Annotated in this window: 34 protein-coding genes and 1 riboswitch; of the genes, 4 read left to right on the top strand and 30 right to left on the bottom strand. The window is 42.1% G+C overall.

Translation table 11 applies throughout. From position 1 onward, the window contains the following. Positions 1-7: 7 nt before the first annotated feature. The 14 genes from folD to PGH26_RS06440 form a co-directional block, all read right to left on the bottom strand. The gene (folD, locus tag PGH26_RS06505) at positions 8-868 is read right to left on the bottom strand and encodes a bifunctional methylenetetrahydrofolate dehydrogenase/methenyltetrahydrofolate cyclohydrolase FolD (RefSeq protein WP_323693180.1); all 861 of its coding nucleotides are present in this window, start codon (positions 866-868) and stop codon (positions 8-10) included. Positions 869-873: 5 nt separating this feature from the next. Beyond that, complete coding sequence (gene nusB / locus PGH26_RS06500; RefSeq protein WP_323693179.1) at positions 874-1,260, bottom strand: transcription antitermination factor NusB; 387 nt, start codon at positions 1,258-1,260, stop codon at positions 874-876. A gap of 110 nt (positions 1,261-1,370) precedes the next feature. After that, the gene (locus tag PGH26_RS06495) at positions 1,371-1,769 is read right to left on the bottom strand and encodes an Asp23/Gls24 family envelope stress response protein (RefSeq protein ID WP_323693178.1); all 399 of its coding nucleotides are present in this window, start codon (positions 1,767-1,769) and stop codon (positions 1,371-1,373) included. 17 nt (positions 1,770-1,786) lie between these two features. Next, positions 1,787-3,139, bottom strand: coding sequence for an acetyl-CoA carboxylase biotin carboxylase subunit (accC, locus tag PGH26_RS06490; protein ID WP_323693177.1), 1,353 nt, complete (start codon positions 3,137-3,139; stop codon positions 1,787-1,789). A 14-nt stretch (positions 3,140-3,153) separates the two neighbouring features. After that, complete coding sequence (gene accB, locus PGH26_RS06485; RefSeq protein ID WP_323693176.1) at positions 3,154-3,678, bottom strand: acetyl-CoA carboxylase biotin carboxyl carrier protein; 525 nt, start codon at positions 3,676-3,678, stop codon at positions 3,154-3,156. 151 nt (positions 3,679-3,829) lie between these two features. Next, positions 3,830-4,375 (bottom strand): SpoIIIAH-like family protein, encoded by a 546-nt coding sequence (locus tag PGH26_RS06480; protein ID WP_323693175.1) that lies wholly within the window; start codon positions 4,373-4,375, stop codon positions 3,830-3,832. Then, positions 4,362-4,793 (bottom strand): hypothetical protein, encoded by a 432-nt coding sequence (locus tag PGH26_RS06475; RefSeq protein WP_323693174.1) that lies wholly within the window; start codon positions 4,791-4,793, stop codon positions 4,362-4,364. The genes PGH26_RS06480 and PGH26_RS06475 overlap by 14 nt, the downstream gene beginning before the upstream one ends. Before the next feature lie 258 nt (positions 4,794-5,051). Continuing rightward, positions 5,052-5,912 carry a stage III sporulation protein AE gene (locus tag PGH26_RS06470; protein WP_323693173.1) on the bottom strand — a complete coding sequence of 287 codons (861 nt, stop codon included), beginning with the start codon at positions 5,910-5,912 and terminating at the stop codon, positions 5,052-5,054. Between the two features lie 49 nt (positions 5,913-5,961). Beyond that, entirely contained in the window at positions 5,962-6,360 is a 399-nt protein-coding gene (locus tag PGH26_RS06465; protein WP_323693172.1) for a SpoIIIAC/SpoIIIAD family protein, read from the bottom strand. Next, positions 6,339-6,548: a SpoIIIAC/SpoIIIAD family protein gene (locus PGH26_RS06460; RefSeq protein WP_025784730.1), complete on the bottom strand. Its 210-nt coding sequence runs from the start codon at positions 6,546-6,548 to the stop codon at positions 6,339-6,341. Before PGH26_RS06460 ends, PGH26_RS06465 begins: the two co-directional genes overlap by 22 nt. A gap of 125 nt (positions 6,549-6,673) precedes the next feature. Then, positions 6,674-7,231: an elongation factor P gene (gene efp / locus PGH26_RS06455; RefSeq protein ID WP_323693171.1), complete on the bottom strand. Its 558-nt coding sequence runs from the start codon at positions 7,229-7,231 to the stop codon at positions 6,674-6,676. A 20-nt stretch (positions 7,232-7,251) separates the two neighbouring features. Next, on the bottom strand, positions 7,252-8,319 hold the full coding sequence (locus PGH26_RS06450; protein WP_323693170.1) for a M24 family metallopeptidase: 1,068 nt from the start codon (positions 8,317-8,319) through the stop codon (positions 7,252-7,254). Further along, a complete protein-coding gene (gene aroQ / locus PGH26_RS06445; protein ID WP_323693169.1) occupies positions 8,316-8,756 on the bottom strand; it encodes a type II 3-dehydroquinate dehydratase in 441 nt (146 codons plus the stop codon). Before aroQ ends, PGH26_RS06450 begins: the two co-directional genes overlap by 4 nt. A 60-nt stretch (positions 8,757-8,816) precedes the next feature. Further along, positions 8,817-9,245: a hypothetical protein gene (locus PGH26_RS06440; protein ID WP_323693168.1), complete on the bottom strand. Its 429-nt coding sequence runs from the start codon at positions 9,243-9,245 to the stop codon at positions 8,817-8,819. Between the two features lie 134 nt (positions 9,246-9,379). Between PGH26_RS06440 and PGH26_RS06435 the strand changes: the two genes are divergently transcribed. Then, complete coding sequence (locus PGH26_RS06435; RefSeq protein WP_323693167.1) at positions 9,380-10,360, top strand: DUF1385 domain-containing protein; 981 nt, start codon at positions 9,380-9,382, stop codon at positions 10,358-10,360. 40 nt (positions 10,361-10,400) lie between these two features. On the opposite strand, the gene PGH26_RS06430 is transcribed toward PGH26_RS06435, so the two are convergent. Beyond that, positions 10,401-11,234 (bottom strand): lipoate--protein ligase family protein, encoded by an 834-nt coding sequence (locus PGH26_RS06430; protein ID WP_323693166.1) that lies wholly within the window; start codon positions 11,232-11,234, stop codon positions 10,401-10,403. Positions 11,235-11,382: 148 nt separating this feature from the next. Between PGH26_RS06430 and PGH26_RS06425 the strand changes: the two genes are divergently transcribed. After that, entirely contained in the window at positions 11,383-11,727 is a 345-nt protein-coding gene (locus tag PGH26_RS06425; protein WP_323693478.1) for a rhodanese-like domain-containing protein, read from the top strand. 42 nt (positions 11,728-11,769) lie between these two features. Here the strand turns inward: PGH26_RS06425 and gcvPB are convergent, their stop codons facing one another. The 11 genes from gcvPB to comGA form a co-directional block, all read right to left on the bottom strand. Further along, complete coding sequence (gene gcvPB / locus PGH26_RS06420; RefSeq protein ID WP_323693165.1) at positions 11,770-13,254, bottom strand: aminomethyl-transferring glycine dehydrogenase subunit GcvPB; 1,485 nt, start codon at positions 13,252-13,254, stop codon at positions 11,770-11,772. Further along, complete coding sequence (gene gcvPA / locus PGH26_RS06415) at positions 13,247-14,593, bottom strand: aminomethyl-transferring glycine dehydrogenase subunit GcvPA (RefSeq protein WP_323693164.1); 1,347 nt, start codon at positions 14,591-14,593, stop codon at positions 13,247-13,249. Before gcvPA ends, gcvPB begins: the two co-directional genes overlap by 8 nt. Before the next feature lie 48 nt (positions 14,594-14,641). Further along, on the bottom strand, positions 14,642-15,742 hold the full coding sequence (gcvT, locus tag PGH26_RS06410; protein ID WP_431312519.1) for a glycine cleavage system aminomethyltransferase GcvT: 1,101 nt from the start codon (positions 15,740-15,742) through the stop codon (positions 14,642-14,644). Positions 15,743-15,881: 139 nt separating this feature from the next. Beyond that, positions 15,882-15,975, bottom strand: a riboswitch (glycine riboswitch). A gap of 90 nt (positions 15,976-16,065) precedes the next feature. Beyond that, on the bottom strand, positions 16,066-16,626 hold the full coding sequence (locus PGH26_RS06405) for a shikimate kinase (protein WP_323693162.1): 561 nt from the start codon (positions 16,624-16,626) through the stop codon (positions 16,066-16,068). A 4-nt stretch (positions 16,627-16,630) separates the two neighbouring features. Next, a complete protein-coding gene (locus tag PGH26_RS06400; protein WP_323693161.1) occupies positions 16,631-16,807 on the bottom strand; it encodes a hypothetical protein in 177 nt (58 codons plus the stop codon). Further along, positions 16,788-17,234 carry a competence type IV pilus minor pilin ComGF gene (comGF, locus tag PGH26_RS06395; RefSeq protein ID WP_323693160.1) on the bottom strand — a complete coding sequence of 149 codons (447 nt, stop codon included), beginning with the start codon at positions 17,232-17,234 and terminating at the stop codon, positions 16,788-16,790. Before comGF ends, PGH26_RS06400 begins: the two co-directional genes overlap by 20 nt. Beyond that, positions 17,231-17,527, bottom strand: coding sequence for a hypothetical protein (locus PGH26_RS06390; protein WP_323693159.1), 297 nt, complete (start codon positions 17,525-17,527; stop codon positions 17,231-17,233). The genes comGF and PGH26_RS06390 overlap by 4 nt, the downstream gene beginning before the upstream one ends. Then, positions 17,520-17,957, bottom strand: coding sequence for a hypothetical protein (locus tag PGH26_RS06385; protein WP_323693158.1), 438 nt, complete (start codon positions 17,955-17,957; stop codon positions 17,520-17,522). Before PGH26_RS06385 ends, PGH26_RS06390 begins: the two co-directional genes overlap by 8 nt. Then, on the bottom strand, positions 17,954-18,283 hold the full coding sequence (gene comGC / locus PGH26_RS06380) for a competence type IV pilus major pilin ComGC (protein ID WP_323693157.1): 330 nt from the start codon (positions 18,281-18,283) through the stop codon (positions 17,954-17,956). Before comGC ends, PGH26_RS06385 begins: the two co-directional genes overlap by 4 nt. Positions 18,284-18,296: 13 nt before the next feature. Then, a complete protein-coding gene (comGB, locus tag PGH26_RS06375) occupies positions 18,297-19,382 on the bottom strand; it encodes a competence type IV pilus assembly protein ComGB (RefSeq protein WP_323693156.1) in 1,086 nt (361 codons plus the stop codon). Beyond that, positions 19,345-20,346 (bottom strand): competence type IV pilus ATPase ComGA, encoded by a 1,002-nt coding sequence (gene comGA / locus PGH26_RS06370; protein ID WP_323693155.1) that lies wholly within the window; start codon positions 20,344-20,346, stop codon positions 19,345-19,347. Before comGA ends, comGB begins: the two co-directional genes overlap by 38 nt. A 261-nt stretch (positions 20,347-20,607) precedes the next feature. Between comGA and PGH26_RS06365 the strand changes: the two genes are divergently transcribed. Continuing rightward, positions 20,608-20,850 (top strand): DUF2626 domain-containing protein, encoded by a 243-nt coding sequence (locus PGH26_RS06365; RefSeq protein ID WP_025784748.1) that lies wholly within the window; start codon positions 20,608-20,610, stop codon positions 20,848-20,850. A gap of 31 nt (positions 20,851-20,881) precedes the next feature. Here the strand turns inward: PGH26_RS06365 and PGH26_RS06360 are convergent, their stop codons facing one another. Then, complete coding sequence (locus tag PGH26_RS06360; RefSeq protein ID WP_323693154.1) at positions 20,882-21,517, bottom strand: MBL fold metallo-hydrolase; 636 nt, start codon at positions 21,515-21,517, stop codon at positions 20,882-20,884. 161 nt (positions 21,518-21,678) lie between these two features. Here PGH26_RS06360 and PGH26_RS06355 point away from each other — a divergent pair, with 161 nt between their 5' ends. Continuing rightward, positions 21,679-21,858, top strand: coding sequence for a DUF2759 domain-containing protein (locus tag PGH26_RS06355; RefSeq protein ID WP_025784750.1), 180 nt, complete (start codon positions 21,679-21,681; stop codon positions 21,856-21,858). 103 nt (positions 21,859-21,961) lie between these two features. Here PGH26_RS06355 and PGH26_RS06350 read toward each other — a convergent pair whose 3' ends face one another. The 3 genes from PGH26_RS06350 to PGH26_RS06340 all read right to left on the bottom strand — a co-directional run bounded on the left by PGH26_RS06350 (position 21,962) and on the right by PGH26_RS06340 (position 24,742). After that, positions 21,962-23,863, bottom strand: a complete 1,902-nt coding sequence (locus PGH26_RS06350) for an LTA synthase family protein (RefSeq protein ID WP_323693153.1) — start codon at positions 23,861-23,863, stop codon at positions 21,962-21,964. Positions 23,864-23,966: 103 nt separating this feature from the next. After that, on the bottom strand, positions 23,967-24,188 hold the full coding sequence (locus tag PGH26_RS06345) for a YqgQ family protein (RefSeq protein WP_323693152.1): 222 nt from the start codon (positions 24,186-24,188) through the stop codon (positions 23,967-23,969). Continuing rightward, positions 24,170-24,742, bottom strand: coding sequence for a 5-formyltetrahydrofolate cyclo-ligase (locus PGH26_RS06340; RefSeq protein WP_323693151.1), 573 nt, complete (start codon positions 24,740-24,742; stop codon positions 24,170-24,172). Before PGH26_RS06340 ends, PGH26_RS06345 begins: the two co-directional genes overlap by 19 nt. Positions 24,743-24,764 lie beyond the last annotated feature (22 nt).

Below are 24,764 nucleotides of genomic sequence, written 5' to 3'. Positions count from 1 at the left end.
CGTTTTCTTAAATGTAATTACTGCATGCTAATTGTGCACTCTTCAATGTGTTTTTCAGCAGCATAGTTACAGTCATCGGGCCGACACCGCCAGGTACAGGCGTTAGCGCACCTGCTTTTTCTTTGACGCTCTCGAAATCGACATCGCCGCAGAGTTTCCCATTTTCGTCCCGATTCATACCAACGTCAATCACGGTAGCGCCTGCTTTGATATGATCAGCTGTAATGTATTTTGCCTGCCCAATCGCGACAATCAATATATCCGCTTGTCGAGTGAATGACTCTAAGTTTTCTGTCTTAGAATGACAATAGGTCACAGTCGCATCTTTTTGAAGAAGCAATTGTCCCATAGGCTTGCCGACGATATTACTTCGACCAACTATGACTGCATGTTTACCAGATATATCAGTACCCGTATGCTTCAGTAATTCTAAAATACCTGCAGGTGTGCATGATACATATGAAGTTTGGCCAATAATCATTTTCCCTACGTTCTCCGGATGAAAACCATCCACATCTTTTTTGGGAGAAATGGAGCGGATCACTTTGTTCTCATCGATATGAGGGGGTAAAGGCAATTGGACAAGAATTCCGTGAATGGTTGGATCGTTATTTAGACGGTCCACAGTATCCAGCAAGTCTTTCTGACTCACAGTAATCGGCAACTGAATCATTTCAGATTTCATACCCGCCGCAGTACTGGATTTCTCTTTGTTTTTCACGTATGTACGAGATGCTTGGTCGTCACCAACCAGAACAACAGCAAGACCTGGACGACATCCTCTTTCAATGAGCCGTTCCACGTCTATTTTAATCTCTTCTCTAATTTTTGCGCCGATTGCTTTTCCATCAATTAGTACACTTGACAAAAGTGTCACATCCTCTGTTGTTCAAATTTCGACAGCACACCATTAACAAAGCGGCCTGATTTTTCGTCTCCAAATGTTTTACAAAGTTCGATTGCTTCGTTCACTGCTACTTTGTGTGGAACTTCTTCGTTATACAACAACTCATATGCAGCAAGTCGAAGTACCGTCCGTTCAATTTTAGGAAGTCTGTCTAATGACCAATTTTCCAATTTTCCAGTCAGTACTTCATCAATTGATTCTTGCTTTTCTCGTGTACCTTTTACGAGCATTTCATAAAAAGAATCAACGGGTTCTTCTGCAATATAGCTGATTGCCTCTTCTACAGGCAGTGTCGTTCCATCAAGCTGGAAAAGGGTCTGAACCGCTTTTTCTCTCGCTTCTCTACGTTTCATACAATTTGTCTCCTTCATCACTGGTTCGTTTAGGCTTTATCATAGCACAAATGCTGTGTGAAGATACAGTCACAATAGACAAAAGCATCATCCGGAGATGATGCTTTTCGTCATTCTGTCACTGAATTCACTTCAGAACGGATTCCAGTTACATGAACATTAACTTCACCAGTTTCAATCGAAGTCATATGATACACTGCTTCCTTAATCTTTTTCTGAACGTTTGCAGCAACTTGCGGGATTAGTTGTCCATCTTCTGCAATGCAAAAAACATCGATTGTGAGTTTGTTATCCACCCAGTCTGTTTTCACGCCTTTTCCATGCATAACTTTTCCAAGTTTCTCTGCAACACCTGATGCAAAATTCCCTGAGGTCATCGCAATACCTTGTACTTCAGAAGTTGCGATTCCAATAATAACCTCCAAAACTTCAGGAGCGAGCTCAATCCGCCCAAGACTCTCGGCAGCAGAGGAGTTTGCTTCAATAAATGAATTCGCTTTTTCAGCCATATTGCACGCCTCCTTCCTTAGTTTGACTGCATGACATCATATTTTTCAAGAAACTTCGTATCAAAGTCTCCTGATTTAAACACATCGTGATTCATAAGATTATAGTGGAACGGGATCGTTGTCTTAACCCCTTCTACCACAAACTCATCTAATGCACGTTTCATACGGGCTACTGCTTCTTCTCGAGTATCTGCATGAACAATCAGTTTCGCAACCATCGAGTCATAAAATGGCGGGATTTTGTATCCTGGATAAACTGCAGAATCTACACGGACTCCGTTTCCGCCTGGCGGAAGATACATTTCAACCGTACCGGGAGATGGCATAAAGTTTTTCTCTGGATTTTCCGCGTTGATGCGACACTCAATGGACCAGCCATTAATTTTAATGTCTTTTTGTTTGAAAGGAAGCTTCTCACCTGCTGCAACTTTCAACTGCTGTTGAATGAGGTCAATCCCCGTAATCATTTCAGTTACAGGATGTTCTACCTGGATTCTTGTATTCATTTCCATGAAGTAGAACTTCTGATTGATGTGATCGAAGATGAATTCAACCGTACCAGCACCTCTGTAATCGACCGCTTCTGCTGCTTTCACAGCTGCCTGTCCCATTTCCTTGCGCATCTCAGGAGTTAGTGCAGGAGATGGAGCCTCTTCCACTAACTTTTGCATACGGCGTTGAATGGAACAATCACGCTCCCCCAGATAGACTGTGTTGCCGTGCTTATCGGCCAATACTTGAATTTCAACGTGGCGGAAAATTTCAATGAACTTTTCAAGATACACTCCTGGATTACCAAATGCAGCTGCCGCTTCTTTTTGTGTAATCTTAATACCTTTTTTAAGTTCTTCAGGATCACGCGCTACACGGATTCCTTTCCCGCCGCCGCCGGCTGTTGCTTTAATTATAACTGGGAAACCGATTTCCTCAGCGACCGTAAGCGCTTCCTCTTCATCAGCTACTAGACCGTCAGATCCGGGCACAATCGGAACACCTGCCAGACGCATCGTTTCACGTGCCACGTCTTTCGTTCCCATACGAGCAATCGCATCAGAAGTAGGGCCGACAAACTCGATATTCACTTCTTCACACATTTCAGCAAAGCTTGCGTTTTCAGCAAGGAAACCATACCCTGGATGGATTCCATCACAATCGGTCATTTTTGCGACACTTATGATATTTGAAAAGTTCAAGTAACTGTCTTTTGAGAGTTTGGGTCCGATGCAAAATGCTTCATCGGCAATTTTGACATGCAGTGCATCACGATCGGCTTCAGAGTATACTGCAACTGTCTCAAGACCGAGCTCTTTACATGCACGGATAATACGAACGGCAATTTCGCCTCGATTTGCGATTAGAATTTTCTTCATCGTCCATTCCCCCTTCAATTTTCTTTTACAAGGAAAAGAGGCTGCCCATACTCAACGAGCTGTCCATCTTTAACAAGAATTTCAACAATTTCACCAGATACTTCTGCTTCAATTTCGTTGAATAGTTTCATAGCTTCTACGATACAGACAACATCTTCAGCTCCAACTTTCTGTCCAACTTGAACGAAAGCTGCTGCTTCTGGAGATGATGACTTATAAAACGTACCAACCATTGGAGATACGATGCTCTTTAGTGATGCATCAGAAGCTTTCGCCTCAGCTGCAGGTTCTGCAACCGGTGCTGCTTGTTTAGGTGCCTCCGCAGTTTCAGGTACAGCTTGCTGAACAGACTGTGCTCCTGAAGTGGAATCTTGAACATCTGGTACTGGTGCTTGGACTTGAACCGGTGCAATAGCTGTTGCGCTTGTATTACTCTTGACAATTTTAATTTTAGCTCCATCTGCTTCATACGTAAATTTGTCGATTGAAGACTGATCGATAAGTTTAATGATTTCTCTAATTTCCTGAATCTTTAACATGAACGATTCTCCTGACTCCATAAAGTTTTGTTTTTACACCCTCATCTTCTATAGTAGACGTTTTTTAAGGATTTTGAAATAGTTAACCCCCATTTCTCCTCTAAAAATCTGTAAACAGAAAAAAAGACCCGGATTTTGGGCCTTTAACGGATTACTGATTACCTGTGAAATCGACTTGTACTTTTTTAGCATCGTCCCAGCTTGCAAGAACATATTGTGTGATTTCATCTGCTAATTGTTTAGAATGTCCTTCAGTTGAAAGCACAGTTACTTTCACATCACCATCTTCTGTTCGGACAAAGGCTTCAGGATATCCGAGCGCCTTGATCTGCAATTCTAATAACGCTTCCGCGGAATCTCGTTTATTAAGCTCAGACATTTCCTCGAATGCTTCGTTCTTCTCTTCAGCAGTATAATCAGGGGATGTCATCTTCGCATTCAGTTGTTCTGACTTTTTACTGCGCTCATCACGGACTTCCATCCGCATTTCTTCGAATAGATATGACGTTGCAAACACCGGAGTTTGCTTATCGGATGAGCCCTTTTTCGGAACTTCAGCCGTTTCAGTCATATCACTTGAAAAAATGGAGATTCCGTCGAACGGCATGGGTGCTTTCTCTTTAATATAGTAAATCGAGATAACAGCAACAAGGCTCATTAGTGTTAAAAACCATACAGTACGTTTATTTGTTCTCATCATAGTTCCCCCTTTTGGTCATTTCAACGATAACAATTCGATGTTCTGGTAGTTGAAGGACAGCAGCCAATATCCTTGTGAGTTCAGATTTAAGGCCTGGATTACCAGCTCCTTCCGCCACCACAAGTACGCCCGTCACTTCGTCTGTGATAGAGTCCGCTGACTTCGTAAAATAATCCGTAAGCGGTGATTGTTCTTTCGCTCCTTTTGGAGGATGAAGGTAAATAGAAACCTCCCCCACTCCATCAATCTTTTCCAGTGCTGATTCGAGTGCTGTCGTTTCGATGTTCCCCTCCTTTTCATTGGACTTCCCGGACGTCGCTCCATCTGAATTCCAGGGTGGATTGAGTAAGATGAATACGAGAACCGTGATTCCTATAAATAGGATCACTTGCATTTTCCCAGTCGGTTTTTGCATGACATCACCATTCCATCTGTCTGTTTAGGACCGGGGGCCTGTTCATCTATGAAACAATGTATGCACAAATTCTGGTCCCTATAACCTGAGAAATGAAAAGATATTCAGTAACAGCCACATACCAGCAGCCAGTTTAGCCAAATGTCCAAATTCCTCTTTCCTGGATTCAGGCAGCATCATAGACAACACCCCCGAGAGAACTGAGATTAGAACAACACCTATCAGAAATTTGTCATACCAAATCTCCCCCTAAGTCCGTTAAGTAATTGAAAGTTTCACGTAAACGATAAAAAACAGAACCGTATAGACAAATGCAAAAATCATTAGGAATGTAATGGCACATAGAACAAATAGAGATCGGCCGATATCATCCAAAACATCCGATAGTTCCATCGATGTAAACGGTTCAATTAGAGCTGCACACCATCGATATAAAAACGCCAGAAGCAGCGTCTGCACCACAGGTAATATGGCAATCCCCCATAATGTAACTAACAGCCATCCTCCTACCATGAATCCAGCCCCAGACGAGTAGCGTCCAAGGGTTCCCATGCTGTCCGTCACAAATGAACCGACGAAAGGGATGTTCTGTCGAATCAATTCTTTCAACGGTTCGCTTGCGGCTTCTGAAATCCCCCAAGAAACCGCCCCTCCTGCAGTAATGAAAATTGAATAGGCTGCAACAATGGAAGAAACTGCAGCTAATAAAGTTGTCCGCAGCATGTCCGAAAGCTTTGCATACGAAATAAGGGGATTCAGCCGTGTAACAATATCAAACAGCAACGCAGCCGTGACCAAAGGCAATAACAATCTATCTGCAAAAAACACAGCTCCATTTGCAAACAACAGCAGCGCAGGCTGAAAGTTCAGCAGGCTAAGTGCATTTCCCGAAATTGCCATGCCTGCAGTCAATACCGGATAACTCGTAACGAATAACATGGCGATGGACTTCATGAGTTGCTGAATAAGCAGGAGCTGTTCAAACGCGGGACGGAGTACTACTAGAATAATCACGATATAGAGCAGCTGCTTCGTCCACTCCGAGAACGAAGGGAACAAATAATTCAAAACCGTTGCCATCAGAGCAATGATCAGTACGACGATGAAGCTATAAACCAATCCACTAAGCAGTGATTGCAGGAAATCGAGTATGGTTATCCTCCCCCATTCACGGCGTTATGAGCGCAGTGAGTGTCTGTATGAGATTGACGAGCTCAGGCAGCCAGAAGGACAGGATGGTAATTTTGACTACAAATTGAGCTAAGTTTGCAAACGATGAATATCCGGATTCAGACAAATGCTGTGTAATCGACTCTGAAATGAAAAACAAGAATGCACTCATTAATAACAGTTGCCCATACGGCTCAGGAACACCGTGAAAAATATCACTTAACTTTTTAATGAACGGAATCAAAACTTCCATCATGATATAAGCAAAAACGAAAAGATATAAGGCACTATACAAGATTGGATGCAACTGCGGGACTGCAAAACGGATAATGAGCAGCAACAAAAAAACGGCGAGTAATTGAAAAAGGAGTGCCATTACATTGCCAAAGAAAGCCATTGGAAGAACTCGGAGATTTCGGTAAAGAAAATCTTCAAAAAGCGGATCATTTCAACTGCGATGTACAAATAAGCAATGAAAAACAAGAAAAAAGAGAACTCTTTCTTACCTGTCTGTTCGAAAAAGATGTGCAAACAACCGATAACCAGTCCGATGCCGGCAATTCGCAGCAGGTCATTCAATTCCATCCGGCGATCCTCCTCCTGTTTCACTATACGCACGTGCATTAAACAATATGAAAAAAGCTTGCCCATTCAATTTGAATGGGCAAGCTTTTTATAGAGTAGTTGTAGTAATTCAGAAAGCAATGTGATTATGCGCGGGAAACATATTCGCCTTCTTCTGTGTTGATGATAAGTTTGTCACCGATATTTACGAAGAATGGAACTTGTACAGTAAGGCCTGTTTCAAGTTTCGCTGGTTTTGAACCGCCGCTTGCAGTGTCGCCTTTAATACCGGGTTCAGTTTCAGCTACTTCAAGTACCACTGTAGAAGGTACTTCAACACCAAGAACTTCTTCTTTGTATTGAATAACGTGCACTTCCATGTTTTCCTTCAAATAGTTCAACTCTTCTTTAATTTGCTTTGCAGGCAATTCAATTTGCTCGAAACTTTCGTTATCCATGAAGACGTGATCGTCACCATTCGCATAAAGATATTGCATACGCTTATTGTCAATTTGTGCTTTCGCAACTTTCTCTCCAGCACGGAACGTTTTCTCGTTCACGTTTCCTGAACGCAAGTTACGTAATTTTGAACGTACAAAAGCAGCACCTTTACCTGGTTTAACGTGTTGGAATTCCATTACGCGCCAAATATCGCCGTCTACTTCGATTGTCAAACCTGTTTTAAAATCGTTTACTGAAATCATCTTGTTTCCTCCAATAGCTCTTATAAAATTTGCAGTTCTTTTGTACAGTGAGTTAACCGTTCACAACCATTTTCTGTGATTACGAGATCGTCTTCAATCCTTACGCCTCCGATACCCGGCAAGTAGATTCCAGGTTCAGCAGTAACCGTCATATTAGGCTCCAGCACTGTTTCAGAGCGGAAGGACAGTCCAGGGGCTTCATGAACTTCCAGACCAATACCGTGACCCGTAGAATGACCAAACGCCTCACCATACCCTTTTGAAGCAATGTAATCCCGTGCAATCGCATCTGCCTGGATGCCGGTCATCCCCGGTTTAATGCCTTCAACTGCTAATTTCTGTGCAGCAAGGGTTATCTCATAGACTTCCCGCATTTTTCCCGATGGTTCACCGACAGCCACTGTTCGCGTTATGTCAGAGATGTATCCATTATACAACGCACCATAATCCAATGTCACGAGTTCTCCGGATTGAATTTTTTTGTCAGTCGCAACACCATGAGGAAGTGCTCCCCGCACGCCTGAAGCGACTATTGTATCAAATGATGATGATGTCGCTCCTTGTTTACGCATAAAGAACTCTAATTCGTTTGATACCTCTAGTTCTGTCATCCCAGCTTTGATGAATCCGCAAATATGTGTAAATGCATCATCTGCAATTTTTGCAGCCTGCTTTAAAACTTCTAATTCCTCAGGCGTTTTAATGATCCGCAGTTTTTCCACAAGACCTGCAGTCGGAATGAGCTCAGCCGACACTTTACTTTTATACAGCTCGTACATCCCAAATGTTAAGTCTTCTTTCTCAAATCCTAAACGCTTTACTTTCATCTGCTCAACTTGCTTAGCAACTTCTTCTATAATTGTTTTTTCATGTTGTACAATACGGAAGTCTTTGATTTGTGCTGCTGCCTGCTCCATATATCTAAAGTCGGTAATGAATACCGCATCATCTTTAGAAATGATTGCTGCACCGGCAGTCCCGGTAAATCCAGTCATATAGCGGCGGTTATATCCGCTTGTAATGAATAATGCATCCAATTCTTTTTCTGCAAGCAATTCTCTAAGTTTAGCAAGTTTCAAATTAATCATTCCCTTTCCATTTTGCGAATTAATGCAAGCGCACCCAACAGATAGCCATCGGTACCTAATCCTGAAATTTGTCCCGCACATACAGGAGCGAGCATAGAGTTTTGCCTGAATGATTCTCGATTATGTATATTCGAAATGTGTACTTCCACGACTGGTAAGTTTACAGATGCAACAGCATCCCGAATAGCAATACTAGTATGCGTGTATGCACCAGGGTTAAATACGATTCCGTATGTGCCATCGTCTGCCGCTTGATGAATACGGTCGATCAAAGCACCTTCATGGTTCGATTGAAAACACGACAACCCGATATTATGATCCATGCACAGCGCGCGAATACGACTTTCAATATCCTCGAGTGTTTCATGACCATAAACATCGGGTTCCCGTTTTCCTAATCTGTTTAAATTAGGTCCATTTAATAGCAACAAATCCACTGCCTATCAACCCCCAGCCATTTTCCTTTCTATTTTATCACAACATTTTGACGAGGTAACCTATTTCGCATTCTTAGGCAGTTCATTTTTCATAAAAATTGCAGTACCTGCAACAAACCTGGATATAATAGCCGCAAGGCAAAGAAAGGGGATTGAAACCGACTTGAACGCAGATCCGAAAGAAGCAGGTCGTGAAATCGTCCATTCCACTGCACAAACAATGATAATGGCTAGCAATATCGAAGTGATGGATGGCGGAATTCCTGCAGTGAAATGCAGAACACTGTAAAGGACCATGAATAGCAGGCTTAAAACAATAATTAATACAACCCATTTTACAATTGGAGAGTCTGTAGCAAGGATGTTCCATTTGCGGAACCATCCAATTGGTGACCATTTAACAAAGTGAAAGACTTTCAAGAACTTTAGACTCAATGCTGTTAGTAACGCAGCAAACAACGAGGTCCACAAAAGTGTAGGTATATGCATAGCTGTTCCCTCCTGCTCCAAGTGTCGCCGGTTCTCCTGATTTTAAACGTGATGGTGGAGCAATCTCTTACTTTCCTGTACAATAACAACATTGATACAAAATTGAGACTTTAAAAAGAAAGTGTGGGCTGTACATGGAAGAGAATCAGAAATCACCTGCCTATGGCGGTCAGGCTCTTATAGAGGGCGTCATGTTTGGAGGGAAACAACATACAGTAACCGCTATACGTCGTAAAGATGGCACGATTGATTATTTTCACGTACTGAAAGAGAGCAGCCCGGTTCGTCAAAAGTTAAAAAAGATTCCTCTAGTCAGAGGAATTGTCGCACTAATCGAGTCAGCAGGACTCGGCTCGAAACACCTGACCTTCGCAAGTGATCATTATGATGTAATGCCTGGTGAAGAAGTTGACAAATCGGATGAAGAATCATCAAAGCTGACAATGATTTTAGGAGTAGCAGCAGTTGGCGTACTTTCCTTTCTATTTGGGAAATTCGTCTTCACACTATTCCCAGTATTCCTTGCAGGACTTTTCCACCCGATCTTCCCGGGGAAAACTGCTCAAATTCTGTTAGAAACATTATTCAAACTAACTCTCTTATTAAGTTATGTGTCACTAATATCCATGACCCCTTTAATTAAAAGGGTTTTCAAATACCACGGTGCAGAGCATAAAGTCATCAATGCCTATGAAAACAACCTTCCCTTAACTGTTGAAAATGTCCAGGCTCAATCACGATTGCATTATCGATGCGGCAGCAGTTTTTTGCTTTTCACAGTTATTGTCGGGATGTTCATCTATTTCTTAGTTCCAACAGATCCGTTCTGGTTACGAATTGTAAATCGTATTCTTCTCATCCCTGTTGTCCTTGGAGTATCGTTTGAAGTGCTTCAAATTACGAATGCCGTGCGAAATATTCCAGTGCTGCGATTCTTAGGATACCCCGGGTTATGGCTTCAGCTGTTAACTACAAAAGAGCCAGAAGATGATCAAGTAGAAGTTGCGATTGCCTCGTTCAACAAATTACTTGAGATTGAAATACACGGCGAGGAAGTTTTAACTGACCCGTCCCCTTTATCTCCTGAGAGTGAAATGAGTACAGTGAATTTATAATGAAAAAGGAAGGCATCCCGTAAACGGAGCCTTCCTTTTTTCATTTTCGATAAGTCCATGCATCATTTGCATATTTTCGATTTTCAATTTCTTCGACGACCCTTAACTGGTCACTCGTGAGTTTATAAGGTACGAGTTCTATATCAAGCGCTTTTTCAAAGCCTTGCGAAAAAGCTGACAAACATTCTGAAACAGTTATGGTCCGGTCTGTTAATCGGTCGATTGCGACTGCTTTTTCAGGAAGTCCTTTTCGTACTTGCTCTCTTATTTCTTCTGATTCAAATTTAAACAAGGAAACAAGTTTGTCCTCATTCAAACTAAGTAAAATTGCTCCGTGCTGCAAAATCACGCCTTTTTGACGAGTTTGTGCACTTCCTGCCACTTTTTTCCCCTCTACAACGAGTTCGTACCAACTGGAAGTGTCAAAACAAACTCCACTCTTCGGGCGTTTCAACTGTTCCGAGACAAGTTCTGAAGGAACTGAAAAAGAAGCATTCAGCCCCAGATTGAGGAACCCTTCTAATAATCCGCCTGAAATGACCCGATATGCTTCTGTCACGGTTTCAGGCATGTCTGGATAGTCTTCTGAAACAATCACACTGTATGTAAGTTCGTGTTCATGCAGAACCCCTCTGCCCCCCGTAGGCCTGCGTACAAACCCTAATCCATTTTGCTTCACGGCTTCCATATCGATTTCTTTGGATACACTTTGAAAGTAACCGATTGAGAGCGTCGCAGGATCCCATTCGTAAAAACGGAGAACTGGTCCAATCTCCCCTTTGCTGTGCCAGTCAAGGAGCGCTTCGTCTAACGCCATATTAAAAGATGGAGAACACTTGCCTGACTGTATATAATTCCATTGAATTTTACCCATTTCCCCCCGCCTTTCCCTTCATAACGAATTCAATTTTATCATTGCAATTGAACATGTGCCACTTAATCTTTATAATGAAGAATGAGATAGAAAGGGGAAAAATGCTTTGAATGCTAATCTTTATATTTTAATAGGACTTTTGGTTGTAATGATTGCTTATTTCATCATTACGGCGCTTCGGCTTCGAAAAGCGGTTACGAATTTGACGCAAGAGGAATTCATTGAAGGTTACCGAAAAGCGCAGCTGATCGATGTACGTGAACCAAAAGATTTTGATGCTGGCCACATACTTGGTGCCCGCAACATTCCGTACACACAATTGCGACAGCGGTATAAAGAAATTCGTCCTGACAAACCCGTTTACTTGTATGATCAAAATGGAGGTAAAAGCGCGCGGACAGCTCTTTTCTTGAAAAAGAAAGATTACACGCAGCTCTACCATTTACAAGGCGGCTTCCGTACATGGTCAGGTAAAGTAAAAAGTAAAAAATAATGAGATGAAAAGGACCGAAGCCTGAGGGCTTCGGTCCTTTTGTTATGCTTTCACTAATTCTTCTTCTGTCTGGGGGGTGTAACGAAGCACAGGCTTCCGCGCTGCTTTCGTTTCATCCAAACGACTAATAACGGTTGTATGAGGTGCTTCTTGAACAATCTCCGGGTTTTCTTCCACTTCTTTCGCAATTTGTATCATTGCATCGATGAAAGAATCCAGCGTTTCTTTCGACTCTGTTTCAGTTGGCTCAATCATCATGCCTTCTTCAACATTAAGCGGGAAATAAACTGTTGGCGGGTGGAATCCAAAATCGAGCAGCCGTTTTGCCATATCAAGTGTACGTACACCAAGTTTCTTCTGGCGACGGCCTGATAATACAAACTCATGCTTACAGTGCTGCGGGTATGGAAGATCGAAATACGGTTCCAAGCGACGCATCATGTAGTTCGCATTCAGCACAGCATTTTCAGTAACTGCCTTCAAACCGTCTGGTCCCATCGAGCGAATATACGTATACGCACGCAAATAAATTCCGAAATTTCCATAGAAAGGCTTCACACGGCCAATAGATTGTGGAACATCATAGTTGAACGTGTATACGCCATCGTTCTTTTCCAATATCGGTTTTGGCAAGAAAGCTGCAAGATCTTCCTTCACACCTACCGGACCCGATCCCGGACCGCCGCCGCCATGCGGTCCTGTGAATGTCTTATGCAAGTTCAAGTGTACTGCGTCAAAGCCCATGTCTCCAGGTCTCGCCTTTGACATAACAGCATTCAAGTTGGCGCCATCATAATATAACTTCCCGCCAGCACCATGGACGATTTTCGCCATTTCCATAATGTGTTCTTCAAAAAGACCAAGAGTATTCGGGTTCGTTAACATTAGAGCCGCAGTATCTTCTCCTACCTTAGCCTTTAAGTCTTCGATATCTACAAGACCGTTTTCATCGGAGTTAACGGTAACTGTATCAAATCCTGCAACTGTTGCAGATGCTGGATTTGTTCCGTGTGCAGAGTCTGGAACAAGCACTTTAGTACGCCCTGTATCTCCATTGGCTTCGTGGAATGCACGAATCATCATCAATGCAGTCCACTCACCATGTGCTCCAGCTGCCGGCTGAAGCGTAACTTCATCCATCCCTGTAATTTCACAAAGATGTTCTTGCAAATCGTAGGCAACTTCCATTGCTCCTTGTACAGTTGACTCATCTTGCAATGGATGAATATTAGCAAAACCTGGTATACGTGCAACCGCTTCGTTAATTTTCGGATTGTATTTCATCGTACATGATCCAAGCGGGTAAAATCCTGTGTCAACGCCATGATTCCGGTTCGATAGAGCAGTATAGTGACGCATGATGTCCAATTCAGAAACTTCTGGAAGTGCAGCATCTTCTTTACGCACTAACGAATCAGGCAAAAGTGCTGACAAATCTACTTCAGGAACATCCAAATCAGTCAAGCTGTATCCGATACGCCCTGGTTTTGAGACTTCAAAAATGAGTGGTTGGTTTTCGTTATGCATGAACGGCCTCCATTTCCTGCACAAGTGCATCAATCTCTTCTTTTGTCCGTTGCTCAGTCACTGCGAATAATGCGTGATTTTCCATTCCTGCATATGTCAAACTAAGGTCGTATCCGCCGATAATCCCTTGCTCCAGCAATTGGCGGTTCAACTCCTTCACTGAACGTTTGCAATCTACTACGATCTCGTTAAAGTGCGAATTTCCACCAAGGACTGTAAAACCAGCTTTTTCGAATGCTTGCTTAGCATAATGAGTTTTTGCATAGTTTTGGTAGGCAATTTCACGAGCGCCCGTTTTACCCAGAGCTGTCATTGCAACAGAAGCAGCAAGTGCGTTCAAAGCTTGGTTTGAGCAAATATTGGAAGTGGCTTTATCACGTCGAATATGCTGTTCACGCGCTTGTAATGTAAGCACATAGCCTCGCCGGCCTTGATCGTCTGTTGTTTCACCTACAAGACGTCCCGGAACTTTACGCATCAATTTCTTAGTTACTGCGAAATAGCCGCAATGCGGTCCGCCGAACTGTTCAGGGATGCCGAAAGGCTGTGCATCTCCAACTGTGATGTCTGCTCCAAGCTCGCCTGGAGGTGTGAGTATTCCAAGTGCCAGCGGGTTGGATGATACGACAAACAATGCACCATTGTCGTGTGCCAGCTCCCCGATTGCCTGCAATTCTTCAACCTGACCGAAGAAGTTCGGATATTGCACCAGAACAGCAGCCGTATCATCAGCCAGCAATTTCTTTAATTCTTCAACGTCTGTCACACCATCTTTTTGCGGGATTGTGATAACTTCAATCTGCTGACCATCGGCATAAGAGCGAACTACATCGCGGGATTCAGGATGAACCGTTTCAGAAACAAGCAGTTTTTTGCGTTTGGTATGCCCTGCTGCCAGAGTTCCCGCTTCTGCAAGTGCAGTACCGCCGTCATACATAGAAGAGTTTGCAAGATCCATTCCTGTCAATTCACAAATCATCGTTTGGAATTCAAAGATTGCCTGAAGCTCCCCCTGAGAAATTTCCGGCTGATACGGTGTATATGCTGTATAAAATTCAGATCTGGAAATCACGTGGTCGACAATTATCGGCTTATAGTGATCATAAACGCCTGCTCCAAGGAAGGATGCATACTGTTTAGAATCTGCATTTTTTGCAGCTGCTCTTGAAAGCTCTTTAATTAAAGCAGATTCGGATTTAGCTTCTTTGATTGCTAGATCTCTTGTGAAACGAACACTCTCAGGTATATCAGCGAAAAGTTCATCCACAGATGAAATTCCGATCACTTTCAGCATTTCCGCGCGGTCGGCTTCTGTCATTGGCATATAACGATGCATCATAATTATTTCCCCTCTTTCCTTTTGTACGGAAATTGTATCCGCTTCACTTCATGAACGTTTATAGAACGGTGTTTCAATAATTCTAGCTTTCAATCTTTTATTGCGAACTTCGACTTCGAGTTCCGTTCCAAGCTCCGAAAGATTTTGGTTCACTAAAGCAAATCCGATATTCTTTTTCAAAGTTGGAGATTGTGTACCAGTCGTTACTTCACCAACTACTTCATCATTATGATAAACAGAATATCCAGTTCGTGGAATCCCCTTATCAATCATCTCAATTCCTACCAATTTCCGCGGAACGCCATCTGATTTTTGTGCAGCTAACGCGGATTTCCCCAGGAAGTCTTCTTCTTTTTTCAATTTCACAACAAAACCAAGTCCTGCTTCTAATGGGGAGATATCTTTCGACAATTCCTGTCCATACAGTGGAAGTCCCGCTTCAAAACGCAGCGTATCGCGAGCACCTAAGCCTGAAGGTACGAGACCGTCTTCTTTCCCTTCAGTCAGAATCGCATCCCACAGCTTAACTGCTGACTCAGGAGTACAGTAGATTTCAAATCCATTCTCGCCTGTATAACCAGTTCTGGATAGCAGAGTCGTTTCACCCGCCACATTTACATGATCTTTAAAACGGAAAAATCGGATTTCAGCAAGTGATTCATCTGTCAAACGCTGCAAAATCATTTCTGCTTTAGGTCCTTGCAATGCTAAAAGTGCCCAGTTATCGGACTGGTTGTCAATTTCGACATCATCACCAGCTTGTTGTTTCATCCAGCTGACGTCTTTTTCAATATTGGATGCGTTTACTACTAACAGGTAGTCATTATCGCTCCTTTTATAGATTAACAAATCATCGATCGTGCCGCCATCTTCATAGCACATAGCCGTATATTGAGCTTGACCGTCGACTAATTTTGCGACATCATTTGTAACTAGTTTCTGCAAGAAAGAAAGTGCACCTTCTCCGCTGACAACGACCTCTCCCATATGGGAAACATCAAACAATCCAGCAGCCGTTCGGACAGCTTCATGCTCTGCTTTTATACTTGAAAATTGAACTGGTAACTCCCAACCGCCAAAATCGATTGTTTTTCCGTTATACGGCACATAGCTTTCAAAAAGTGGTGTTCGCTTCAAAGTTACTGACAACACAATCTCCCCCATTCATCTTCAAAAAAGGAAAGAGACCCCCTTTTTTTAAAAGAGAGCCCCTGTCCATTCTACTGAACGCTCCTCATTTCGGAAGCTGACTTCAGAAGCTGGCTTTAGCCAGCACTGTTCAGAGATGCGTCCAACATGAGTCTTTTTGCCTGAGAGATTCATGACCCAGTCACTTGCTCCTTCGGCGGCGCATTGATTGCGCGCTCTCCCCATGTATTCATCCGCACTATTCAATTCGTTACAAAAAGTTTAAGATTCGGAAAACTATCATCTATCGACCCTATCTTACCAGTTTGCTGATTGAAGTGCAATTACTTTTGAGGGCTGCCTGCTGTGTCTTGATGACTTGCAATGATAGTTGGTTTGCTGGATAAGCGTTCCATTTGAAACGCTATATATTCCGTGACTTTACTAAGTGAACGCTGGCGTGTCTGTACAATAAAATGTGCAGATTCTTTATACGCCTCGTACCGTTTGTGATAAAGCTTTTCAATTTCGCTGCGAGTTGACCGGTGAACGATAGGTCTGTTTTTATCGGTTGCAATTCTTCGCCAGATATCACGAAATGGGGCATCCAAGAAAAAGACCAGACCGCTTTCCCGCATAAGTTTACGATTTTCCTTACGCATGGCAACACCGCCGCCTGTAGCTATAATGCACATTTCGTCTCGAAACGTTTGAAGAAATTCAGTCTCCATCTCACGAAATCGTTCTTCCCCGTAGGTTGCAAATATTTGAGGGATTGTCATACCTGTTTTCTGTACGATTTCATGATCCATGTCATAAAAGGGAAGCTTGGTAAAAAAACTCAGCCGTTTGCCGATTGCGCTTTTTCCGCATCCCATGAATCCAACTAGGTATACTTTGTTCATAAAATCATCCGCCCTGCATTTTTGTTATCGCTGCTTTCTCATACACCGTTCCCAGCGAATCATAAGTTCCATATAAACTACTATGCCATGAAACGAATGTAAAAAGAAAGAGGGAGACGAAAAATAATAATGCAAGTGCCATTACAAGGACCACTCCCCGTTCATCCGTCACTGAGACCAACCGCAACCCTCCTTATCCGTTCCGTACCATCTTGGAGCGTGACAGAAACGGCTATCAAATGGCCTTCATCTGTAAATCGAAGGGACTGCACCTGCGTCAGCAACGGAACATGTCCCTGGTTTCCGACACGTCTGCGAACTACCCCGCCTACACTGCTGTATTCTTTGTTATCTTCTGCAACCTTCATATAAACGGTTAATATCGTTCCATTCTCATTGACATCAATTAGTTGTACAGCAGATAAGTCCATTTGCAAGTCCACCATAAATAATTCCCATTCAGTGGTTTGACTATCTGTCAATTGATGCTGGGCAGACTCTTTATACATCAAAAACAGAACGATGAGATGAAGAAATGCCGCTGCAATAACAAGTTGAAACAAACTTTCAAGCAATGTGTAACCTGACTCATCATGTACAGTTTTCAAGGTGTACACGCCTTCTCCGTTTTTGCAGAAGATGGATAAGTAACGCAAAGTCGTCCGTTTTCTTCAGCCCAAACATACTGCGTTCCGTCTTCTATACGAACCCCGTCTCTGATTCCATAGGTCGTAAAAAGCACTGCACCCTGGTACATCGTCTCATTTGCCAACATTTCACGTTTTTTGTCATCCAATCCAACTAGCATTCGGAACGACAATGGCAACAGTGTACTAAAAATGATCATCATTATTGACAATGTTAAAATGGCTTCCGGCCAAGAGTAACCAGACTCATTCATACAGGAGCATTCTCCCCCTTTGAAACTGAAATTTAATTTTTTTCGATCCACTAGATGTCAAGAACGTCATCGTTCCAGTATTGAACATGTTGCCATTTCCTTGAAAAGCTACATTTCTTAACGTACTTGTATTGTCGTATTTAATAGTTGGCGGGAAGTGTGTGACAGTTATTTCATTTGTATCATAGTAAGTCACTGTGTACGTTTTCCCTTCGTTCGAAAAACCAAGCCAAGTAGTAGTCTCATTCGCCATGGAATGTGCTTGCATTCGCTGCACTGTTGCTTTAAAGGCCTCAAGTGCATCCCTTTCAGATTGTTCCATTGTCCAGCCGCTGCTGACAGGAATCACGATTATTGTCAGTACGCCTAAAATTGTGAGGACAAGAAGCAGCTCTAAAAATGTCATACCTGTTTCAGAGTGTTTATTCACGGATTTCCTGATGCTGCCTTCGGATTAATCACTTTCCCATCTGCATCTATTGTCAATTCTGTTCCGTCCGGACACTTTGCACCTTCCGGCAAATAGTCTTTAGCAGTAAGATCAGCCAAGCTAGTTGGAATTTTATTGGTATCCATTTTATATGCCTGAACTTGGCCTTCCACCATTTTCAAGTAAGCTGCACATCCCTTGGTATCGATAGACTTTGAATGTTTCGTCACGTTCGGAATCGCTACTAGGATCAGCACGGATATAATCAATAAGACAATCATCATTTCTATTAACGTAAAAGCTTTTTCATTCCGTAGAAATCTCATTGGAGTTGCTCCTTTACATGTTTTTAATCATTCCATAGACGGGTAAGAGAAGCGCTAAATAGGCTGCTATTATACAAACCGCAAGAATGACAAATAAAATAGGCTGCAGCAAAGCCATCATACGGTTCACTTTGCGATCGATTACACTCGCAAGCTGCTCACTATATAACAATAACTCCTTGGCAAGATGTCCGCTGTCTGATCCATGTTTAGCGAAATAGGACAGGTCTCTCGTAAGTCCATCCGCAAACTCGATTGCCAAATGAAAAGGTTCGCCTTTCCCCGCTTCTTCATGAATCGATTTTGCAAATTGTGCTAGAACGGGATCTGTTTTTTGTTTCATCAAAATGAGCATTGCTTCCTGTATGGAATTACCTGCCGCCAGTAAATTTCCAGTTTCAGAAGCGAAAAGCCGAGTCCAGACAGTACTATACATTTCACCAAGGAAAGGAATCGTCAGCAGTCTTTTTATTTTTCCAGCTGGGCTTAATCGCCTTAAATAGATTCTGACTATCACAATTAAACAACCGCCTATTGCGATTGTGAATAATAGCAAATCAGGAGCTTTTGCTACAATTCGCGGTAAATACTTTTCAATACCTTGAGTGGCTGAACCACGTGAAGCAGCAAGTGTTTCAAAGTTGGGTAAAAAATAGATTTTAAATGCAATGAGCAATAATGCCATAGCAAACATCAGCACGACTGGATAAGTTGCAGCTTGGAGGAATTTCTGCTTCCTGACTTGAGCAGCATTAAGACGAACAGACGCTCCTTCAAGCGCTTCCGCTAGTCTCCCATCACTCTCTGACAGTTCGATGGACAATAATATCCGATCTGGAAACCCAAGTGCCCTCAATACTTCTGAGACATTTGCTCCTTCTCTGAAAATGTCTTCTACTCTCGAGAGTAAATTGTGACTATTTGAACTGTGATGTGGAAGCAATAGCGAAAAACAGTCATGAATGGTATATCCTTCTTTGAGTAATTCTGATGCTCGCATTAAAAACATAGGTTTGTCATTCAACTCAAATAATGAGTCCCGTTTCAGTGAAAAACGCCGTTTACGGAGAGTAATTGGAGTTACTGTACTTTCTTGCAAGTGTCTCCACTCTCCCTTCTTCAGAAAGGAAGATCGGTTCGTTCGTATTAAGAGTGTTCTTAAGCCGTTCTAATTCTTCGTCTTGAAAAATTTCAAAAACAGCTGCCAGCTCTCCATCCGATTTACGAATGAGGCGCTGTGCTGATATACAAACGGCTGTTTGTCTCAGTTCTTCTGCGGAAATCCCGAAATCCATCATCCTGTAAAAGCAGCCCAGCGGATCTTTAGCGTGAACCGTCGTCAGCACCAGATGTCCTGTCAAAGATGCCTGGACAGCAATTTTAGCTGTTTCCGCATCGCGAATTTCCCCTATCATAATGACATCGGGAGAATGGCGTAATATCGCTTTAAGTCCAGCTGCATATGACATGCCTGCCCGTTCATTCACTTGAATTTGCAATAAATGACTGTGCGGATTTTCAACAGGATCTTCTAATGTAATCACGTGGCGGTTCAGCTCATTGACGCAGTGTGCAGTCAACGAATAGATTGTTGTGGTTTTCCCTGATCCGGTTGGACCCGTGATCATGAAGAGTCCTTGCTGCTGAGTAATGGAGTGCTTCAACATGTCTGCCCAGGAGGATTCCAGACACAACTGATCAAGTGACACAATTCGATCATGTTGCTGAATACGGATTACCGCACTCTCATAAAGATGAATGGAAGGAATGGTCGAAATACGAAATGAATAATTTTTATTGCTGAATTGTTTGTGGAAAGAACCGCTTTGAGGTTTTCGGCGGTCGCTGATATCGAGGGAAGATAAGAATTTATAAAATGAAATCATTCGGGTCGCCAACTGTGGGGGGAGTTTGCCGATCCGTTCCAGCTTTGTACTTTTTTTGTGAAATAGTCCATAGCCATCTTCTGTTGGGACAAGATGAATATCTGTTGCATCCACGTCTATCGCTTTCTGCAATAGTTGAAAACATTTTAGTTCAATTACATTTTCTTGAGTCTCCAATGCACACCCTCTCTCTAAACATAAGACCGCTTTATGTCTTGTCCCTAGTATAATCTTCCTTTCGTAAAAATGGAATGCTTTGTGTGAAAGTAGCATTTTGGATACCCCTAGCAGTATGTAAATTTAAATTCAACACAATGAATCCCCGCCAATTATCACTGATCTGTCACATCGAGTCTTTTACTTTGAGTTTACTTTTGTCAGCACTATCCTATATAATAGAGAGGAGTTTATTGTATTGTTGTAAGGAGGGACGCACTTATGGATAATATGTTCAAGCTGTGTGGTTTCTGGACAGGAATTTTCGCAGTTATGTTTTTTGTTGGTCATATGGACCAAGTCGCACTTTTATTTGTCGCTAGTACTATTTTCTTCATGCTGCTTGGCTACATGAAACTTACTGAAAGAATGTACTTGTACATGTTTGGCGCGTACTTAATGTTATTTACAGTTGGGTTCACGTACTATGCAACATTCATTCATGTACCTGGGGCAGGACACTAAAAGTAAAAACAGCCGATTCTCGGCTGTTTTTTTAAAATCCATTTAAAAATGGATTTGAGTCCATTTCATCCTTAGGTGTTGTTTTAGGTCCGTGACCAGGATAGACTTTATAGTCTTCATCCAGAGAAAGCAGCTTTTGTTCGATTGCTGTTAGTAATTGATGCGTGTTGCCTCCTGGAAGGTCTGTACGGCCCACACCTTGACGGAACAAGGTATCTCCAACAATGACAAACCGGTTTTCATGGAATACGTAACTTACGCTTCCTGGTGAGTGTCCTGGCGTGTGAAGGACTTCAAATTCAAAAGGACCAACTTGCATCGTACCTTCGCGTTCTATGGTTTTATCAGCGAGCGCGCAAACGACAGGCGGGAGCATCGGGTATTTCGCAGAACCATTTAACTCAGGATTGCGCAGCCATAGATTTTCATCTTTGTGGATGTAAACCGGTATGTCATAACGGTTACGAATCGGTTCAAGCGCTCCGATATGGTCAAAGTGCGCGTGTGTCAGTAAAATTGCCAGCGGCTTCAAATTAGCCGCTTCAACAGCTTCTACAATCTTTTCGGGCTGTTCTCCTGGATCGATTATTAGGCAATTACCGTCGTTATCACTAATCAGATAACAATTCGCTTGTATAGGACCGAGCGGTAATGTTTTAATTTTCATGGGAATCGCCTCCTCTTCTTCATAGTACGGAATCTTTACTAAGATTTCAAACAATCGTCACGATTACAGCTCGACAAACATGAATTGAAACAGTACAATAGAAGGTGAGTATTGCTAACTAGGCATTCATCTGTTCTTTTTTGAAAGGAGTGTCATCATTTATGAATCTTTTAATGGTTATTTTTGGTCTTATTGCAATTTTAGCTGTAGTTGGTACCGTGCAAGGATTCAAAGAGCGTAACTTGCTCAGTATTGTCTTCAACCTATTGGCAGCCGTAATTTTTGGTGGCTTTACAATTGCTACAATTGTATTTCAAGGCTATCCACCATCCCTGCATTAATCACAAACAAAAAACGTCTTTTGCTTAATTGCAAAAGGCGTTTTTTGTTTCCAGATTTAATAAGTAAAAACCCGATTGTGTACATTCCACAATCGGGTTTCTGTTATTCCTTGCCTTTAATTTCTGTTTGAGGCTGCTGATCTCCCTGCCCGTCTTTAAAGCGCAGCAAGTCACCATTGATAATGGTATCAGAGAACTCAAGTTCTTTAGTTGCCCGCTCGACATATGGCGCACAGAGCTCTCCATCTGTCGGTTCACCAGTTTCAGCATCATAACAAACCTCGTGTGCATACACGTATTTGTCCGTTACAAATCTGCCATCTCTAAAGATGACAAAGTCTTCATGCTCTTTCGAGAACAAGTCAGAACCAAACTGTAAGTCGTCTTTCGCATCAATACCAGCCAAGTTTAGCACAGTTGGACGAATATCCATTTGGCCAGCAAGTTCATGCATCACTTTCCCTTTGCCATTGCCAGGAATGTGAATGAAGAACGGTACTTTTTGAAGCTCAGCATTATCAAACGGTGTGATTTCTTTGTCTAAATACATCCCCATCGCTTTATTGTGATTTTCAGAAATACCGTAATGGTCTCCATACATCACAATGATGGAATTATCGTATAGACCGTTCTCTTTTAACTCATCGAAAAATACTTTGATCGATTCATCCAAGTAGCGAGATGTTTGAAAGTATTTATTCAACGTTTTTGAATTTGAAGTATATGGAGGAATCAGCATATCCTCATCATCTAAGTCAAATGGATGGTGATTTGTTAAAGTCAGCATGCGAGAAGAGAAAGGCTGCGGCATATCTTTCATCATCTGGACAGATTGTTCAAAATACGGAATGTCTTTCATTCCCCAGTTTACAGCCTGGCCTTCTCCAATGTTATAGCTTTCAACATCGTAGAACTTTTCGATACCGAGTGCTTTATACATGATATCACGGTTCCAGAAACTTCGGTTATTCGCATGCATAACGTTCGTGAAATAACCGTTGTCAGCTAATTTCTCTGACATTGAATCGAACGTATTCCCGCTGTGTGTGAAGAAAACCGCACTTCCGTTACGGGGATAAATGGAGTTCTCTACAATGAATTCAGCATCTGACGTTTTGCCCAGTCCAGTCTGATGATAGAAATTATCAAAGTAGAATGTGTCTTTATCTTTTGTCAATTCGTTAAGGAATGGAGTAATTACGTGACCATCCATTTCCTGATTAATAACAAAGCTTTGAAGCGACTCAAGTGAAATCGTAATAATGTTACGGCCTTTCGCATCTTCGAACATATCTACACTCGGTTCCTTGTGATTCGCATGTACATAGTTTTCAACCTCTGAAAGTTCACTGCCGTCAGCTAGGACACGCTGCGCATGTGATTTTGACTGGATAATCAGGTCGTAGATATGGTAATTGTACGTTCCGATATTTTTTACAAGTAATTCACGATCGAAACTGCGCGTCAATAGTTGCGGGCGTTCCGCTTCAGCAAGACCTAAGTTCACCATGAACAATGCTGCTGTTGCGATGAAATAAATACGACGCCCCATTTTAAACTGTCGTACCGTCTCCGTTGGCTGGGGGATAAATTTCACAGCAAGTGCCACAATAATTACATCTGTGAAGAAGAAAATATCGGTGCCGTGAATATTCGCCATGACCGATGAAGACAAGTCTCCAAAGTTATTAGTTTGGAAGAGCAATGGAATCGTAATGAAATCACTGAAGAAACGATAAAATACCGCGTTTGCAAACATAATGATAGATGTTATAGCACTGATTGTGATCAAATATGCATTCCGGCGCTTCGATGTCTTAATGAACAGCGCTGCTCCATAAACTAACAGTAAGAAACTAAGCGGGTTTATAAAGAGAATCAATTGTTGAACCATATTGTCGATACTCATATTAAAACTTGTCAGATAGCCGAAGTATGTCGTTAGCCAGGTTGCAAGAACTGCAATCACCAGTACCGAATGTTTCGGCCAGTTAAATCTGCTCATTTTATCTCTTCCTTTCTAAAACGAAAAAGTACCTCTAACTTATAATAACGTTTCAAGACACAAAAAAGTTTCACTACAACACAAATTCATCGGAGTGGATTGTCTACTTTTCAGTAGTTTCTTCGAATTTTGACAACTCATTCCGTATGAGTAATGATGCACTGATATAGTCTTCTTTCATAATAAGTCCGTCATTATGTAAATCCTTCAGTTCAGACTGCATTAACAGTATATCTGCTCTTCTGTCACCAGTATAGATATATGCACCGAAACGCTTCATCAGTCTTATGACATCCCAATACTCTTTTAATCCTGAGTGCTGCATTTAATTTCACGCTCTTCTGTAATTATTTTCCCTACTGGCAAGTCATGACTTTCTTTTGGCACGTGGTCAACCAGCTGTAATTCAAAAGCAACGGAAAGAGTCGCTCCAGAAAAGCTTTCCAGATAACGATCGTAATATCCGCCTCCATAGCCTATGCGATACCCCTCTAATGAGAACACTACCCCGGGTACTACAACTAAATCGATTTCTGTATTCTCTGCTGACGCCGTCAATAATGGATTAGGTTCTTCTATGTCCAAATAGACAGTCTCCAGTTGGTTAAAAGAAGTAATTCGTCTGAAATCCATTGTTTTTTCTTCAGGGTAGCATTTCGGGACGACTACATTTTTTCCTATTGCCCAGCATGCTTCTATTATCCTTCTTGTTTCAACTTCTGTCGAACGCGACATAGTGATAGCTATCGTCTTAGCTTCCTTGAATTCTTTAGTTTCAAGAAAACGCAAGCGTATCCGATCCGACTTTTCTAAATATTCGTCCGCAGACAAATTTTTCAATTTCAATAAACAACTTTTTCTATGTAAACTTTTCATCATATACTCTCTTCCCTTCTTTTCA

This window comes from Sporosarcina jeotgali, from assembly GCF_033304595.1.
GTDB classification, from domain to species: Bacteria; Bacillota; Bacilli; order Bacillales_A; family Planococcaceae; genus Sporosarcina; species Sporosarcina jeotgali.
The sequence above is the reverse complement of the archived record's forward strand: the minus strand, read 5'-3'. Positions and strand labels throughout refer to the sequence as shown.